Source organism: Hydrogenophaga sp. FW305-3-2-15-A-LB1, from assembly GCF_058787875.1.
On sequence record NZ_JBYTAE010000082.1, the window covers coordinates 14,622 to 29,293 of the forward strand.

Annotated in this window: 16 protein-coding genes; 5 read left to right on the forward strand and 11 right to left on the reverse strand. The window is 70.5% G+C overall.

Going from position 1 to position 14,672, the window contains the following annotated elements; all coding sequences use genetic code 11:
* Positions 1-19: 19 nt before the first annotated feature.
* The 3 genes from AC3WPZ_RS22220 to AC3WPZ_RS22230 form a co-directional block, all read right to left on the reverse strand.
* Positions 20-1,021: a Bug family tripartite tricarboxylate transporter substrate binding protein gene (locus tag AC3WPZ_RS22220; protein ID WP_382156396.1), complete on the reverse strand. Its 1,002-nt coding sequence runs from the start codon at positions 1,019-1,021 to the stop codon at positions 20-22.
* Positions 1,022-1,061: 40 nt separating this feature from the next.
* Positions 1,062-1,940 (reverse strand): polysaccharide deacetylase family protein, encoded by an 879-nt coding sequence (locus tag AC3WPZ_RS22225; RefSeq protein WP_492441566.1) that lies wholly within the window; start codon positions 1,938-1,940, stop codon positions 1,062-1,064.
* Between the two features lie 135 nt (positions 1,941-2,075).
* On the reverse strand, positions 2,076-2,975 hold the full coding sequence (locus AC3WPZ_RS22230; RefSeq protein WP_492441568.1) for a LysR family transcriptional regulator: 900 nt from the start codon (positions 2,973-2,975) through the stop codon (positions 2,076-2,078).
* Between the two features lie 123 nt (positions 2,976-3,098).
* Here AC3WPZ_RS22230 and AC3WPZ_RS22235 point away from each other — a divergent pair, with 123 nt between their 5' ends.
* The 5 genes from AC3WPZ_RS22235 (at position 3,099) to AC3WPZ_RS22255 (ending at position 7,017) form a co-directional block, all read left to right on the forward strand.
* On the forward strand, positions 3,099-3,488 hold the full coding sequence (locus tag AC3WPZ_RS22235) for a RidA family protein (RefSeq protein ID WP_291115815.1): 390 nt from the start codon (positions 3,099-3,101) through the stop codon (positions 3,486-3,488).
* 5 nt (positions 3,489-3,493) lie between these two features.
* Complete coding sequence (locus AC3WPZ_RS22240) at positions 3,494-3,967, forward strand: RidA family protein (RefSeq protein ID WP_382156402.1); 474 nt, start codon at positions 3,494-3,496, stop codon at positions 3,965-3,967.
* 36 nt (positions 3,968-4,003) lie between these two features.
* On the forward strand, positions 4,004-4,975 hold the full coding sequence (locus AC3WPZ_RS22245; RefSeq protein WP_382320867.1) for a Bug family tripartite tricarboxylate transporter substrate binding protein: 972 nt from the start codon (positions 4,004-4,006) through the stop codon (positions 4,973-4,975).
* A 34-nt stretch (positions 4,976-5,009) separates the two neighbouring features.
* Positions 5,010-5,783, forward strand: coding sequence for an SDR family NAD(P)-dependent oxidoreductase (locus AC3WPZ_RS22250; RefSeq protein WP_492433871.1), 774 nt, complete (start codon positions 5,010-5,012; stop codon positions 5,781-5,783).
* A gap of 73 nt (positions 5,784-5,856) precedes the next feature.
* Positions 5,857-7,017 carry an alpha-hydroxy acid oxidase gene (locus AC3WPZ_RS22255; RefSeq protein WP_492441570.1) on the forward strand — a complete coding sequence of 387 codons (1,161 nt, stop codon included), beginning with the start codon at positions 5,857-5,859 and terminating at the stop codon, positions 7,015-7,017.
* Positions 7,018-7,023: 6 nt separating this feature from the next.
* On the opposite strand, the gene AC3WPZ_RS22260 is transcribed toward AC3WPZ_RS22255, so the two are convergent.
* The 8 genes from AC3WPZ_RS22260 to AC3WPZ_RS22295 form a co-directional block, all read right to left on the reverse strand.
* Positions 7,024-7,563, reverse strand: coding sequence for a DUF4142 domain-containing protein (locus tag AC3WPZ_RS22260; RefSeq protein WP_382320862.1), 540 nt, complete (start codon positions 7,561-7,563; stop codon positions 7,024-7,026).
* Between the two features lie 252 nt (positions 7,564-7,815).
* Positions 7,816-8,730 carry a delta(1)-pyrroline-2-carboxylate reductase family protein gene (locus AC3WPZ_RS22265; protein WP_382156413.1) on the reverse strand — a complete coding sequence of 305 codons (915 nt, stop codon included), beginning with the start codon at positions 8,728-8,730 and terminating at the stop codon, positions 7,816-7,818.
* A gap of 34 nt (positions 8,731-8,764) precedes the next feature.
* A complete protein-coding gene (locus AC3WPZ_RS22270) occupies positions 8,765-9,466 on the reverse strand; it encodes a fumarylacetoacetate hydrolase family protein (RefSeq protein WP_492441573.1) in 702 nt (233 codons plus the stop codon).
* 7 nt (positions 9,467-9,473) lie between these two features.
* Entirely contained in the window at positions 9,474-10,433 is a 960-nt protein-coding gene (locus tag AC3WPZ_RS22275) for a Bug family tripartite tricarboxylate transporter substrate binding protein (protein ID WP_444686994.1), read from the reverse strand.
* A 37-nt stretch (positions 10,434-10,470) separates the two neighbouring features.
* Complete coding sequence (locus tag AC3WPZ_RS22280; RefSeq protein ID WP_444686993.1) at positions 10,471-11,823, reverse strand: metal-dependent hydrolase family protein; 1,353 nt, start codon at positions 11,821-11,823, stop codon at positions 10,471-10,473.
* Positions 11,823-12,665 carry an alpha/beta fold hydrolase gene (locus AC3WPZ_RS22285; protein WP_444686992.1) on the reverse strand — a complete coding sequence of 281 codons (843 nt, stop codon included), beginning with the start codon at positions 12,663-12,665 and terminating at the stop codon, positions 11,823-11,825. Before AC3WPZ_RS22285 ends, AC3WPZ_RS22280 begins: the two co-directional genes overlap by 1 nt.
* 139 nt (positions 12,666-12,804) lie before the next feature.
* Complete coding sequence (locus tag AC3WPZ_RS22290; RefSeq protein WP_444686991.1) at positions 12,805-13,593, reverse strand: IclR family transcriptional regulator; 789 nt, start codon at positions 13,591-13,593, stop codon at positions 12,805-12,807.
* 4 nt (positions 13,594-13,597) lie between these two features.
* The gene (locus AC3WPZ_RS22295) at positions 13,598-14,653 is read right to left on the reverse strand and encodes an MBL fold metallo-hydrolase (protein ID WP_492441576.1); all 1,056 of its coding nucleotides are present in this window, start codon (positions 14,651-14,653) and stop codon (positions 13,598-13,600) included.
* Positions 14,654-14,672: the final 19 nt, after the last annotated feature.

Here is a 14,672-nt window from a genome sequence, read left to right on the forward strand (position 1 = left end):
AGGCCTTTGGGGTCGGGGTTCAGTTCAGGGGGATGCCGGCGGCGTCGATGGCGCGTTTCCAGTAGGTGAATTCGGCTTTCCAGAAGGTGTCCATGGCCTGGGCGCCCATGGGGTCGGGCACGGCGCCGAGTTCGGTCAGCGTGCGCACCACCTCGGGCCGCGCGCAGGCTTCCAGCGTGGCTTTTTCGAGCTGGGCGACGATGTCGCGCGGCGTGCCCGCGCGCGTGAAGACGCCGAACCAGCTGGCGTTGGAGAAACCCTTGACGCCGGCTTCAGCGAAGGTGGGCACGTCGGGCAGGGCGGGCGAGCGCTGGTCGGTGGAGACGCCCAGGGCGCGCACCTGGCCGGAGCGGATGGGGCCGATGACGCCGGTGATGTTGTCGAGCACCGCGACGATGCTGCCGCCCATGAGGTCCTGGATGGCGGCGGCCGCGCCCTTGTAGGGCACGTGTTCCATGGCGAAGTCGCCATCGCGCTTGAGCAGTTCGCCGGTGAGGTGCATCACGCTGCCGGTGCCGCCCGTGCCGTAGCTGGCGCGCTGGGGGTTGGCGCGCGCCCAGGCGGCGAACTCCTTGAAGGTGCGCACCGGAATGTCCTTGTTGATGATGAGCACGTTGGGCAGCTTGGCCACCATGGCCACGGGCTGGAAGGCGCCGATGGGGTCGTAGGTGAGCGTCTTGGCCTGGGTGATGGGCGTGAGCACGGCCGAGGTGACGATGTTGGAGAGCAGGGTGTAGCCGTCGGGTGCGGCGCGGGCCACGTCGGCCGCGCCGATGGCACCGGCCGCGCCGCCCTTGTTGTCCACCACCACGGTGCCCTTGAGCACCTCGCCAAGGTGCTTGGCGACCAGGCGGGCCACGATGTCGGTGGAGCCGCCGGCGGGATAGGGCACCACCATGCGGATGGGGCGTTCGGGGTAGCCGGCGGCGCGGGCCAGGCCACTGCCCATCAGGGCGGCCAGGGCCGTGCCGCCGGCAACAACGTGGCGGCGGGTGAGGCCATGCGGGTGGTGTGCGTTCATGGAGCTTCTCCTGTGGGGCGGTGGGGGTGGTGAGGGGTGTTCAGCGAAGCGACTGGCGCAGGTGGCGGATGCCATCGCCCTGGCGGCCGATCCAGGTGTCGTCGAGCGCGCGGGCGCGGCGGATCAGTTCCTCGAACACGCCGATGCCGCTGAGGCGGCCGAACACGTGGCCGTGGATGGAAGGGTTCAGACGCACCGCGCCGGGCTCGTGGCGCTGCACGAAGTCGAGCCAGTCGTCGAACAGCTCCAGCATCTGGCGCGGTGCGTTGCCGTAGCGGATGGCGTGCGGCGTGTCGTTCATCTCCATGCCGCCGGGGAAGGCCGCGATCTCGCGGTCGCCGAAGCGCACGAGGTAGGGCAGGTCGTCGTTCATGGTGTCGCCGTGCCATTCGTAGCCCTCTTCGGCGAGCAGGCGCGCGGTGCGCACGCTGGGCGAGGCGCGCGGGCTGATCCAGCCCACGGGGCGCACGCCGCAGGCCTGTTCCAGCAGCTCGGTGGTGCGGCGGATGTTGGCGCGTTCGGCGGCTTCGTCGAGGTAGGCCGGGATCACGTCCATGCCCCAGGAGTGCGCCACGATTTCGTGGCCTGCATCGGCGATGCGGCGCAGCGTTTCAGGGTAGCGCTCGGCGAGCACGCCGCAGACCAGCATGCTGGCCTGGATCTGCTGGCGCTCCAGCACGTCGAGGATGCGGTGGATGCCGCGCCGGATGCCGTACTCGACCCAGCCGAGCGCGTTCAGGTCGGGCGTGCCGGGCTTGAGCGGGTTGCCCATGGGGCCGAAGCCCGGCCACTGGTCGTCGGACCAGCCTTCCAGCGCGACGCGAAAGAAGATGCCGAGGCGTTGGCCGCCGGGCCAGCGGAAATCGGCGGGGGGCAGGGTTTCGATCGCACCGGCGTGCACGTCGAGTTTCTGGGGCATTCGGGGCTCCGGGTTCCAACCGCAAGGCGCCAGTGCCTTGCCTGAATGGTCCCGAGCTTACGGAGTCGACTGTGCAACCACAAACGACTTCTTTTGCACGCAGTGTTGATCTGCGCGCAACGCTGACGCACCGCTTCAGAGCGCGGCACGCCCCACTTCGGTGAGGTGCTTGAGGAAGGCCGCCGAGGCCACGGGCAGCTTGCGCTCGGAGAGCACGCAGACGTCGATGCCGCCCTGGCAGAGCAGCGCGTCGTCCAGCGGCACGCCCACCAGCTGCTCCATGGCCAGCTCGTTGCGGATGGACATGTGCGAGAGCAGGGTGATGCCGCCGCCGTTGCGCGCGAAGCCGCGCAGCACCGCGAGCGAGTTGGCTTCGAGCGCCGGCGTGATGTGGACCTTGGACATGTGGCTCTGCAAGTCGATCAGGCGGCGCACGCCGAAGCTGTTGTCGGGCAGCGCCAGGCGCTGCCCGGCGATTTGCGAGAGCGTGAGGCTCTTGCGTCGCGCCAGCGCGTGGGTCGGCGCCATCACGGCGAGCAGGGGCGCGTGCAGGTGCAGGGCCGAGTGCATCTCGGCCTTGGGCTGCAGGTTGAAGACCAGGCCGATGTCGGCCTCGCCGCTGGCGATGCCGTTCTCCACCGCGCCGGTGCCGGTGATGCGCAGCGAGAAGGTGATATTGGGGTAGGCGTCCTGGAACTGGGCGATGGCGGGGGCCAGGAAGTCCGAGGCGTAGCCCTCCACCGAGAGCAGCGAGACGTGGCCGCGGTGCAGGTTCTGCAGCGCGTCGAGCTCGGAGCGCATGCGCTCGATGCCGTTGAGCGCGTCGCGCACGTGGTTCAGGTAGACCTTGCCGGCGGCGGTCAGCACCATGCCGCGCGCGCGCCGCTCGAACAGGGTGACGCCCAGGTCTTCCTCCAGCTTCTGCAGCTCGCGGCTGAGCGCGGAGGGCGTGACGAAGAGGCGCTCGGCGGCGGCGCGGATGGAGCCGCTTTGCGCCACTTCGAGGTAGCGCAGCAGGGAGGTCTGCAGGATCATGCGGCGATTCTAGGATGTGTGTTGCGAAAATGGCAACTCATTGTTCAAAACAAATCGTTTGTTGCGACGCCAAACGGCAGGCACATTTGCGTTTCCAACGTTTTTCCGCACACAGGAGTTCCCATGACCAAACAAGTGATCTACAGCCCCAAGGTGACCCGCACGAAGGCGCCCCACGCCCACGCCGTGCGCACCGGCAACCTCGTGTTCGTCTCCGGTTGCCCGGCCTACCACGGCGAGATGCAGCTGGCCAAGGGCGACTTCACCGCGCAGATGCGCCAGTGCATGACCAACCTGCAGAACATCCTGGAAGAGGCCGGCTCGTCGCTGGCGCAGGTGGTGAAGGTCAATGTGTTCCTGGACCGCCGCGCCGACTTCGACGAGATGAACGAGATCTACCGCGAGTTCTTCGGCAACGACCCGCAGACCTGGCCGGCCCGCACCACCGTCGAGGCCCGCCTGCCGCGCAAGGATTTCCTGCTGGAAATCGAGTGCGTCGCCGAAGTGGAGTGAGACCCATGGGCAAGATCGAATCACGCCTGGCCGAGCTGGGCATCGTGCTGCCCGATGCGCCCATCATCAAGGCCAACCCGGCGCTGGTGCCCGGCGTCGCGGTGGGCAACCTGTTCTTCTGCCAGGGTGCCCTGGGGCACCACAACGGCGAGTTCCCCTACCTGGGCAAGGTGGGCGACAAGGTCTCGGTGGACGAGGCCTACCAGTCGGCCCGGCTGTGCGCGATCAACCACCTGGCCCAGGCCAAGGCCGTGCTCGGCGACCTGGACCGGATCGTGCGTGTGGTGCAGCTGCTGATCTACGTCAACGGTGCGCCCGGCTTCGAGCGCGCGCCCTACGTCTCCAACGGCGCGTCGGACCTGTTCGTGGAGGTGCTGGGCGCCGAGCGCGCGGCGATGGCGCGCGCCAGCCTGAGCGTGCCCGACCTGATCTACACGGCGCCGGTCGAGACGATCTGCACCTTCGAAATCCAACCCTGATCCCTCCCCCTCCGATACGCGCAAAGGACCACCGCCATGCAAAGACGTCATCTCATCCAAGCCCTGGGCCTCGGCAGCCTCACGTCGGCCTGGCCGGCCTTTGCCGAGGCTTTTCCTTCCCGCCCCATCACGCTGGTGAGCCCCTGGGCGGCCGGCGGCACGAACGACCTGCTGTGCCGCCTGCTGGCGCGCGAGGCCGGCGGCGTGCTGGGCCAGCCCATGGTGGTGGACAACAAGCCGGGCGCCAGCGGCGTCGTGGGCACCACGGCCGTGGCCCGCTCCAAGCCGGACGGCTACACGCTCACGCTGGGCAGCACGCCCGGTTACGCCACCGCGCCCGCGCTGTACCCGAACCTGCCCTACGACCCGCTCAAGGACTTCACGCCCATCATCGGCGTGGCGACCGTGCCCAACGTGCTGGTGGTGCCGCCCTCGCTGCCGGTGAACTCGGTGCAGGAACTCATCGCCTACATCAAGGCGCGGCCGGGCCAGGTGGCCTACGCCTCGGTGGGCAATGGCTCGACGCAGCACCTCTGCGCCAAGCTGTTCGAGCGCATGACCGGCACCGAGATGATCCACGTGCCGTACAAAGGCACGGCGCCGGCGATGCAGGACCTGCTGGCCGGCCGCGTCACGCTGGCGTTCGAGAACATGCCGCCGCTGCTGCCGCAGATCCGCAGCGGTGCCCTGAAGGCGCTGGCGGTCACCTCGTCGCAGCGCGTGGCGCAACTGCCCGACACGCCGACCCTGGCGGCCTCGGGCCTGGCCGATTTCGGCGCGTCCGTGTGGTACGCGGTCTTCGCCCCGGCCGGTGTGCCCGCGCCGATCGTGACGCAACTGCAGAACGCGTTCACGCACGCGCTGCGCCAGCCGTCGGTGACGACGCAGCTCGCGCAACTCGGCCTGACCACGCTGGCCTCGGACGCGGCGGCCACCAAGGCCTTCGTGCAGGCCGATGCCACCAAGTGGGGTGGCATCATCCGCTCGGCCGGCATCACGGCGGATTGAAGACTCAGCAGCATCAGCATCAGGAGCGGACCTCATGAATGACAAGGAACAGGCCGGCGGTCGCCTGGCGGGGCGCACCGCGCTGGTCACCGGCGCGGGCAAGGGGCTGGGCCGCGCGATCGCGCTGGGCTTTGCCGGCGCGGGGGCCGACGTGGTGCTGATGGCGCGCACGCGCGCCGACCTGGAGGCCGTGGCCCGCGAGGTCGAGGCGCTGGGCCGCCAAGCCCTGGTGGCCGTGGCCGACGCCACCGATTCGCGCCAGGTCGATGCGGTGGTGGAGCAGGCGGTGGCGCGCTTCGGCCGCATCGATGTGCTGGCCCACGCGGCCGGCGGCAGCCTGCGCAAGCCCAGCGTGGACGTGACCGACGAGGAGTGGGACGGGGTCATCTCGGCCAACCTCTCGTCCACCTTCAAGGTGTGCCGTGCCGTGGGCCGGCACATGCTGGCACAGGGCGGCGGCTCCATCATCAACCTCTCGTCCACCGCCGGCATGCGCGGCCGGGCCGGCAACGCGCCGTACTCGGCGGCCAAGGCGGCGGTCATCAACCTCTCGCGCGCGCTGGCGATGGAGTGGGCGCCGAAAGGGGTTCGCGTCAACGTGCTCGCGCCGGGGCGTTTCCTCACGCCGCTGACCGAGGCCGAGATGTCGGTGCCCGAGAAGTACGCGGCCTTCGTGCGCCAGGTGCCGCTGGGCCGCATCGGCCGGCCCGAGGAAATCCAGGACATCGCCGTGTGGCTGGCCTCGGACGCCTCGGCCTACGTGACCGGCAGCACCATCACGCTGGACGGCGGGCAGACGCTCGCCTGACCCCCGGCTTTTCCTTTTCGAATCCCGCGCCCCGGCGACCTGGCCGGGGCGGGAGCCTTCCTGTCGCTTCACCATGCCCTCCGCCCTCTCGAACATCCTCGCGCTCAAGGACTTCGCGCCGCTCGCGCAGCGCCGCCTGCCCCGGCCCATCCACGGTTATGTGGCGGGCGCGGCGGAGGACAACGTCTCGCTGCGCCGCAACCAGGACGCGATGAACGCCCATGGCTTCGTGCCGCGCGTGCTGGTGGACGTGTCGCGCCGCACGCAGCAGCAGCCGCTGTTCGGCACCACTTACGCGAGCCCCTTCGGCATCGCACCCATGGGCCTGGCCGCGCTTTCGGCCTACCGGGGCGACATCGCGCTGGCCAAGGCCGCGCGCGAGGCCGGCATTCCCGCGATCCTGAGCGGTTCGTCGCTCACGCCGCTGGAGGACGTGGCCCAGGCCGCGCCGGGCACCTGGTTCCAGGCCTACCTGCCGGGCGACGAGGCGCGCATCCTCGCGCTGCTGCAGCGCGTGCGCCGCGCGGGCTACGAGACGCTGGTGGTCACGGTGGACATTCCCGTGAGCGCCAACCGCGAGAACAACGTGCGCAACGGCTTTTCCACGCCGCTGCGGCCCAGCCTGCGGCTGGCGTGGGAAGGGGTGTCACACCCGCGCTGGCTGCTCGGCACCTTCGCGAAGACGCTGTGGCGCCACGGCATGCCGCATTTCGAGAACTCGTTCGCCGAGCGCGGCGCCCCCATTCTGTCGAGCAATGTGCTGCGCGACTTCTCGCACCGCGACCACCTGGACTGGTCGTTCGTCGAGCGCATTCGCGCCTTCTGGCCCGGGCCACTGGTGATCAAGGGCATCCTCAGCGTGGCCGATGCGGTAAAGGCCAAGGCGCTCGGGGCCGACGGCATCGTGGTTTCCAACCACGGCGGGCGCCAGCTCGACGGCGCGGTGGCGCCCATGCAGGTGCTGGCGCGCATCGTGGACGGCGTGGGCGGCATGCCGGTGATGGTGGACGGAGGCTTCCACCGCGGCTCGGACGTGCTCAAGGCGCTCGCGCTTGGGGCGCGCTTCGTCTTCGTGGGTCGGCCGTTCAACCACGCGCTGGCGGTGGCGGGCCAGCGCGGCGTGGCGCACGCCATCGAACTGTTGCGCGCCGAGATCGACCGCAACATGGCCATGCTGGGCGTCACCGGCTGCGGGCAGCTCGACCGCGATCTGCTGCTGCCCACGCCGCCCTGAACGCGCTCACTTCGTCGAGGCAGGGCGCTGGTCCACCGAGACCTTGAGGTCCTGCGCGGCCTGCAGCTGCTCGCGCAGGGCCGGCAGGTGTTTGGAGGCGAAGGCCTTGACCTCCGGGTCGCGCGATTCGAGCGCGGTTTTTTCGTACAGGGGAATCGCGCTCTTGTACGCCTCCACGCCCATCTGGTTGAGGTAGCGGCGGTCGAAGGTCTCGTCGCCCAGGCCGGCGATGATCATCTCCTTGCCCTTCTGCAGCATCGAGGGCTCGGTGGGCAGCTCCTGCTGCTTGGCGGCGGCGAGCGTGCGCAGCTCTTCGCCGACTTTGCTGTGTTCGTCGACCATGCGCTGCGCGAAGTCGCGCACCTTGGGGTTGCGCGCCTTGGTCAGGGCCAGGCGGCCGGCCGAGACCTCGGCGTGGCCGTTTTCGGCGGCCTGCTGCAGAAAGCTCTTGTCGATGGGCGCGAGGCCTTGCGCGAAGGCCGTGGTGCTCCACAGCAGGGCGGTGGTGAACGCCAGGGCGGTCAGGGGGCTTGCTCGGTGGTTCATGCGGGGGCTCCTTGAATCCGTTGGGGAGCCCGTCCACCGGCAAGTGGCATGCCCGTGCGGGCGCTGGTGGGGAGCGGGAGCGCCGTTTGCCCCTGGGAACGACCATGAGCCGCACCATTCGATTGCCTCCTTCACCCCCGCCGCCGTCCGACGGCGGGAAGGCCGATGCCAGCGAGCTGCTGGCCTCGGTGGCGGGCGAGGAAGACCCGGGCGCGGCGCTGGACGCGCCGGTGCCGCCGCCGCGCGCCCCGCTCAGCGGGCCTGCTGCCGGCGACTCACCAGGCGGGCCGCCGCCAGGTCCCAGCCGCCCCAGCCGCAGTTCTTGAAGAACACCGGGCCGCGCACCGGCCGGGGCGATGCGAGCCAGTCGGCCAGGGTGGGCACAGCGGTGACATCGATGCCCGCCTGCAGCAGGTCGCCGGCCTCGTGGTCGGCGTCGCGCGTGTCCACCACCAGCGTGCCGCGCGCGGCGAGGTCGCGGCAGACCTCGGGCGCCCACTCCACCATCTGCGGCGTGTAGGCGCCCACGGCGCTCACGAAGGCGTCGTCGCGCGGCGTGCCGCGCAGCGCCACCTGCCGGGCCGGCGTGGTGCTCACCACCAGCGGGCACTCGGCCAGCGCGGCGTCGGCATCGTCCACGCGGCGCGCGTCCAGGCCCAGCGTGCGCGCGTGGGCCACCAGCGCGTCGGCGCTGGCCGGATTGCGCGAGGCAATGCGCACCTCGCGCACGCCCAGGCCGGCGGCAAAGGCTTCCAGGTGCGCGCGGCCCTGCACGCCCGCGCCGACGATGAGCAGCGGGCCGTCGCGGCGGGGCGCGAGCAGGCGCGCGCCCAGCAGCGACACGGCGGCGGTGCGGCGCGAGGTCACGGTGGGGCCGTCGAGCAGGGCGGTGCGCTGGCCGGTGGCGACATCGAACACCACGATGTCGCCCTGGATGCTGGGCAGGCCGCGCGCGGCGTTGTCCGGGATCAGGGTGATGAGTTTGGTGATGGCCACGCGCGCGTCGACGGCGGGCATCGCGAACAGGGTGCCGCCACCGGGCAGGGCCTGCACGATGCGCGCGGGGACCGCCACCGTGGGGTCGCTCAGCAGCGCCTCGATCTCGTCGGCCAGCTCGGGGTAGGGCAGCGCGGCGGCGGTGGCGCTGGGGTTCAGGGAGGACGTCATGCCCCACATCATCGGGGATCCGACGTCCCCCGGTTCAGATCACCCGCACGCGCAGTTCGCCCAGGCCGTCGAAGCGCCCGCTCATCACGTCGCCGCGCCGCACCTCGCCCACGCCCTCGGGCGTGCCCGAGAAGATCAGGTCGCCGGGCTGAAGCTCGAACAGGCGCGAGAGCGTCGCGATGGTCTCGTCGACGTTCCAGATCAGTTGCGAGAGGTCGGCCTGCTGGCGCGTTTCGCCGTTGACGTGCAGCGAGAGCGCGCCGGTGTCGAGGTAGCCGGTGTCCTGCACGGCGTGGATGGGGCCCATGGGCGCCGAGGCGTCGAAGGCCTTGCCGGTCTCCCACGGCTGGCCGGCCTTGGCGGCGGCGCGCTGCAGGTCGCGGCGCGTCATGTCCAGGCCGATGGCGTAGCCGAAGATGTGGCGGCGCGCCTGGTCCTGCGGGATGTCGCGCCCGCCCTCGCCGATGGCGACCACGAGTTCGATCTCATGGTGGCAGTTGCTGGTTTCGCCGGGGTAGGGGAAGCGGCCTTCCTCGCCGTCGGCGACCTCGACCACCGCGTCCGCCGGCTTGCAGAAGAAGATCGGTGGCGAGCGGTCGGGGTCGTGGCCCATTTCGCGCACATGGGCTTCGTAGTTGCGGCCGACGCAGTACACGCGGCGCACCGGAAAGCGCTCGGCGCGGCCCTGGATGGCCACCGAGGTGGCGGGTGCGGGTTCGAAGGCGTATCGGGTCATCGGTCGTTCACTCCACCACGATGTTGCGTTCGCGCACGAGGGCGCCCCATTTCTCGCGGTCGGCCGCGATCACCTTGCGCATCTCGTCGGGCGTGCTCGTGGTGATGGCCGCGCCCCGGCCCACCATGGCCTTGCTCACCTCGTCGGAGCGGATGGCCTTGATGAGTTCTTCGTTCAGGCGTTTCTCGGTGGCGGGGGGCAGGCCGGCGGGCGCGATGAAGCCGAACCAGATGTTGTCCTCGAAACCGGGAATGGTCTTGCCGATGGGCGGGATGTCGGGCGCCTGCGAGGAGCTGCTGGTGCTGGTCACGCCCAGGGCGCGCAGCTTGCCGGACTGGATCATGGGCAGGGCCACGGGCAGGTTCTCGAACGCCATCTGGATGTTGCCGGCCACGAGGTCCTGCATGGCGGGCGCGCTGCCCTTGTAGGGGATGTGCATGATCTGCAGCTGCGCCGAGCGCGAGAGCAGCTCGCCGTTGAGGTGCGCGCTCGAACCGGTGCCCATGGAGCCGTACGACACCTTGTTGCCCGCCCCCTTGAGGTAGGTGATCAGTTCCTGCATGTTCTGCGCCGGCACCGAGGGGTTGACCACCAGCACGTTGGGCAGGGTGATGGCCAGGGTGAGCGGCGTGATGTCGCGCAGGGTGTCGACGTTCATGTTCTTGTACAGCGCGGGGTTCACCGTCATCACGCTGGCGGGCACCATGCCGATGACCGAGCCGTCGGGCTTGGCGCGCGCGATGCCCTGCAGGCCCAGCACGCCGTTGGCGCCCGGCCGGTTCTCGACGATCACGGGCACGCCCATGTTCTGTCCCATCACCTTGCCGGTGAGGCGGGCCAGCGTGTCCGACAGGCCGCCCGGGGGGTAGGGCACGATGATGGTGATGGGGTCGGCGGCCTGCGCCGTGCAGGTGAGGGCCGCGGCGGCCAGCGCGACGAAGTGCCGGCGGGACAAGGGCAGTTTCATGGTGTTGTCTCCTGTGGTGTCGTGGGTCGGTGAGAGGTCAGGCGGCGGCGAGCGCGGTGGCCACCGTGTGCTGGTACAGCTCGCGCTCCGAGATCTGCAGGCTGCGCTCCCAGGGCCAGCGCTGCATCGGGGGCTGGGGCGTGCGGTCCACCGCCTGCCCGCCGAGGTAGATGGCCGAGAGCTTGCTGCGGTCCTGCAGGATGCGGATGTCGGCCAGGGGATCGCCGTCGACCACCAGCAGGTCGGCGAACTTGCCGGTCTGCAGCGTGCCGGTGTTTTCGCCGTCCACGGTGATGGACGCGTTGCGCGTGCCGCAGGTGATCGCCTCCAGCGGGCTCATGCCCAGCAGGGTCACGAACAGCTCGAGCTCGCGCGCATGCCATTCGCCGTACGGCGTGACGGCAAAGCCGCTGTCCGTGCCGCACATCATGGTCACGCCATTGCGGTGCGCGTAGGTGAGGTTGGTGACGGCCTTTTCGAGGTCGCGCTTGAAGCGGTCGATGCGCGCCTGCGAGCAGCCGGCGATGTGGCCCCAGTCGGCCACGTTGGCGGTGAAGGTGAGGGCCGGACAGCAGGGGATGCCGCTCTCGGCCAGGCGGTCAGCCTGCTGCGGGTTCATGAAGTCGGCGTGCATGATCCAGTCGATGCCGGCGTCCACGCAGTCCATCACCGATTGCCCGCTGCGGGCGTGGGCGGTCACGCGGCGGCCCAGGCGATGGGCCTCCTGCACGATCACCTTGAGCTCGGCGGCGTTGAACGCCGGCACGCTGCCACCCCCTGGCGTGAGGATGGACGACTCGCCGCTGGCCGCGATCTTGATGAAGTCCACGCCGTTCTTCACCTGGTCGCGCACCTCGTTGACCATCTGGCTTTCGCCTTCGGTGAGGGCGCCCACGCCGGAGCGCGGCGTGCCCACCCACGAGGGGAAGTAGTCGGTCAGCGCCGCGTGTGTGCTGAGGTAGCGCGCGGCGGCCGAGATGCGCGGCCCGGGGAACAGGCCCGCCTTGATCGCGTTGCGCACCGCGACCGCCACGAACCAGCTGCCGCCGGGATCGCTGAACGAGGTGACGCCCGATTGCAGCACCGTGCGCGCGTGGTACACGCCACGGATCGCGCGGTACTCCGCCGAGGCGAACAGGTCCTGCTCCTCGATGCCGCGCGCCACGCCGTAGCTGATGTGGCAGTGCGCGTCGACCAGGCCGGGCATCACGGTCTTGCCGGCCGCGTTCTCGACCACCTCGGCGTCGGGGGGCAGCGGGGCGCCCGGGCCTTCGCCGGCTTCGATGTGGACGATGCGCCCGCCCTCCATCGCCAGCCAGTGCAGCGGGCGCGGCGCGGCGCCCGTGCCGTCGATCAGGGTGCCGCCCACCAGGCAGTGCCGCGCCACCATCAGCTCCAGCGCACGCCGTCGCGTGGGGTCTGGCCCGCGCGCTCGGCGAGGAAGTCGACCAGCACGGCGTTGAAGTCGTCCGCGCGTTCGTAGTAGGCGGTGTGCGCGGCGTCGGCCAGCAGGGCCAGGCGGCTGTGGGGCAGCAGGGCCCGCACCTTCTCGCCCACGGCCGGGGGCACGGTCTTGTCCTGCTCACCCCAGACCAGCAGCACGGGGAATGGGGCGCGCGCGAGCTGCTCGCCCACGACTTCCTTGTCCAGGTCGGTGGCGATGTACTGGCCGAGCGTGGCGAACGATTCGAGCGCGCCGGGCGAGTTGTTGATGCGCCATTCCTCTTCGAGCATCTCGGGCGTGACGAGCGCCGGGTCGAAGATCACGCGCTGCATCTTGGTGGCCACGCCGTCGCGGGTCTGGTTGTTGGCGCCGGCCTGGATGCGGCCGCGCGCCTCGTCGCCGATGGGCACCAGGCCCATGCTGCCCACCAGGGCGATGGCGCGCACGCGCTCGGGCTGTTCGCAGGCGTAGGACGCGACCACGTGCCCGCCGAGCGAGGTGCCCACGATGACGGGTTTCGCCGCGCCGATGGCGTCGATGAACCCGGCCAGGAAGGCGCGGTACGCCGGCACGGAGCACGCGACGCCCGGCCCCTTGGAGGCAAACCCATGGCCGGGCAGGTCCATGGCGTACACGTGGAAACCGGCGGCGGCGAGCGCGTCGACGTTGCGCACCCAGCGGTCGGCGCGGCCGCCGGTGCCATGCACGAGCACCACGACCTGGTCGCCGCTGCCGGCCTCGAGAACACGGGTTGTGACGGCCCCCACGGCCATCGGATAGCTGATCATTCAAAACTCCTTTTATTCATTGGATGAATTACATATTCATTCCATGAGCGCCATTCTGTCGTGGGCATCGGCGCCCGTGACTAGGGCATGTACGGAAGTTGAATGAATAGCCGCCGGCGCGCTGCCGGGGCCGGGCGGATCACTCGCGCTCGAGCCGCTCGATCACCGGGCGCAGCTGCTGCGCGGCCTGCATCAGGGCCTGCCCGGCCTCGGCGCGCACCGAGAGGTCGGCGAACACCGGGGTGGCCGAGGTGCAGATCAGCACGAAGGGCGTGGTGCTGGCCGGCGAGGAGAGCGGGATGGACACGGTGGTCAGGCCGGGGAAGAACACGTCGACGTTGGTGACGTAGCCCTGCCTGGGGTATTCCGCGATGGCGGCGAGCGCCTGCTTCTCCACGCGGCGGTGCAGCGCGGGGTCGGCCTTGCGGCATTCCTGCATCACCTGCTTGCGCAGCTCCGGCTGCAGGCCGGCGAGGTAGCCCCAGCCGGTGCCCGAGCTGATGATGGGCACCTGCGAACCGGCGCGCACGTTGAGTTTGAGGAAGGCCTGCGGCGACTCCGTGCGCTGCACGTAGAGCATCGAGGTGCCCTCGCGCGTGGAGAGGCTGGCCGCGGCGTTGAAGCGCGCGGCGATTTCCTCCAGCATGGGGCGCGCGAGTTCGGCCAGTTCGAGCGTGTCGAGCGCGGAGTAGCCCAGGGTGAGGATGGCCAGGCCGGGCCGGAAGCGGGCGCCTTCCTGGTCGGCCGTGAGGTAGCCGCCGTGCTCCAGCGTCTTGCACAGGCGCCACACGGTGGGCTGCGGCAGGCCGGTCATGCGCGCGATCTCGCTGCTGCCCAGGCGTTCGCGCCCGTGGTCGAAGCAGCGCAGCACCGCCAGCCCGCGCAGCAGCGCGGTCACCAGGGGTTGCCCCGGCTTCTTGTCGCTCATCGCGTCATTTCATGCGGTAGCGGTACACCCCGTCCGCACCGGTTTCGCGCACGGCCTCGTCGCGCGCGAGCAGGTGGTTGAGGTGGGCCACGCCTTCGCCGGTGGCCATGCCCAGCAGTTCGCCGTTGCTGTCGATGGCGCGCGCGAACAGCGCACCGAACACGTCCACCGTGCGCTTGGGCGATTCGCCCAGGCTGCGGCGCAGGCGCTGCAGGCCGCGCTCGTGGCCTTGCGCCAGGCGGTCCAGCCGCGCGTGCAGGCCGCGGAAGGGCTCGCCGTGCGCGGGCAGCACCAGCAGTTCGTCGCCCAGCGTGCGGCGCAGGTGCTCGATGCTGGCGATCCAGTCGCCCAGCGGGTCGGCATCGGGTTCGGTGGGGAACACGCTCACGTTGGACGAGATGCGGGGCAGCACCTGGTCGCCCGAGACCAGCACGCCGAGGTCGTCGCTGACCAGGCAGGCGTGCTCGGGCGAGTGGCCGCGGCCGACGATGACGCGCCAGCCGTGCGCGCCGATGCGCACGGTTTCACCATCGCTCAGGCGGCGGAAGCTGTCGGGCAGCGTGTGCATGTACTTGCTGTAGCCGCCGAAGCGGGTGCGGTAGATGTCCAGCGCCTCTTCGTTCCAGCCCATCTGGCGGTAGAAGTCGATGGCGTCCTGCGGCGCTTCGCGCCCGGTGTCGGCCACCAGCGTGCGGCAGGTGAGGTACTCGAGCCGGGTCATCCACAGCCGGCACTGGAACTTGCGCGTGAGCCAGCCCGCCATGCCGACGTGGTCCGGGTGCATGTGGGTGCAGAACACGCGCGTGATGCGCGCGCCCTGCGGCGTGGCGGCCAGCGGGCCTTCGGGCGCGGTCAGCTGGCGCCAGGCGGCCAGCGCTTCGGGCGTCTTGGTGCCGGTGTCGATGACGGCCCAGCCCGTGCCCTGTTCGTCCTCGTCGGCCACGGCCCAGAGGTTGATGTGGTTGAGGGCGAACGGCAGCGGCATGCGCAGCCACAGCACACCGGGCGCGACCTCGCGCACCTGGCCGGGCGCGGGCGGCTCACCACACGGGTATTGCAGGGCGTAGGGGGTGTCGGGG

Coding starts and splice junctions, on each gene's coding strand:
- AC3WPZ_RS22220 (WP_382156396.1), bottom strand. CDS start 1,021: ATGAACGCACACCACCCGCATGGCCTCACCCGCCGCCACGTTGTTGCC.
- AC3WPZ_RS22225 (WP_492441566.1), bottom strand. CDS start 1,940: ATGCCCCAGAAACTCGACGTGCACGCCGGTGCGATCGAAACCCTGCCC.
- AC3WPZ_RS22230 (WP_492441568.1), bottom strand. CDS start 2,975: ATGATCCTGCAGACCTCCCTGCTGCGCTACCTCGAAGTGGCGCAAAGC.
- AC3WPZ_RS22235 (WP_291115815.1), top strand. CDS start 3,099: ATGACCAAACAAGTGATCTACAGCCCCAAGGTGACCCGCACGAAGGCG.
- AC3WPZ_RS22240 (WP_382156402.1), top strand. CDS start 3,494: ATGGGCAAGATCGAATCACGCCTGGCCGAGCTGGGCATCGTGCTGCCC.
- AC3WPZ_RS22245 (WP_382320867.1), top strand. CDS start 4,004: ATGCAAAGACGTCATCTCATCCAAGCCCTGGGCCTCGGCAGCCTCACG.
- AC3WPZ_RS22250 (WP_492433871.1), top strand. CDS start 5,010: ATGAATGACAAGGAACAGGCCGGCGGTCGCCTGGCGGGGCGCACCGCG.
- AC3WPZ_RS22255 (WP_492441570.1), top strand. CDS start 5,857: ATGCCCTCCGCCCTCTCGAACATCCTCGCGCTCAAGGACTTCGCGCCG.
- AC3WPZ_RS22260 (WP_382320862.1), bottom strand. CDS start 7,563: ATGAACCACCGAGCAAGCCCCCTGACCGCCCTGGCGTTCACCACCGCC.
- AC3WPZ_RS22265 (WP_382156413.1), bottom strand. CDS start 8,730: ATGACGTCCTCCCTGAACCCCAGCGCCACCGCCGCCGCGCTGCCCTAC.
- AC3WPZ_RS22270 (WP_492441573.1), bottom strand. CDS start 9,466: ATGACCCGATACGCCTTCGAACCCGCACCCGCCACCTCGGTGGCCATC.
- AC3WPZ_RS22275 (WP_444686994.1), bottom strand. CDS start 10,433: ATGAAACTGCCCTTGTCCCGCCGGCACTTCGTCGCGCTGGCCGCCGCG.
- AC3WPZ_RS22280 (WP_444686993.1), bottom strand. CDS start 11,823: ATGGTGGCGCGGCACTGCCTGGTGGGCGGCACCCTGATCGACGGCACG.
- AC3WPZ_RS22285 (WP_444686992.1), bottom strand. CDS start 12,665: ATGATCAGCTATCCGATGGCCGTGGGGGCCGTCACAACCCGTGTTCTC.
- AC3WPZ_RS22290 (WP_444686991.1), bottom strand. CDS start 13,593: ATGAGCGACAAGAAGCCGGGGCAACCCCTGGTGACCGCGCTGCTGCGC.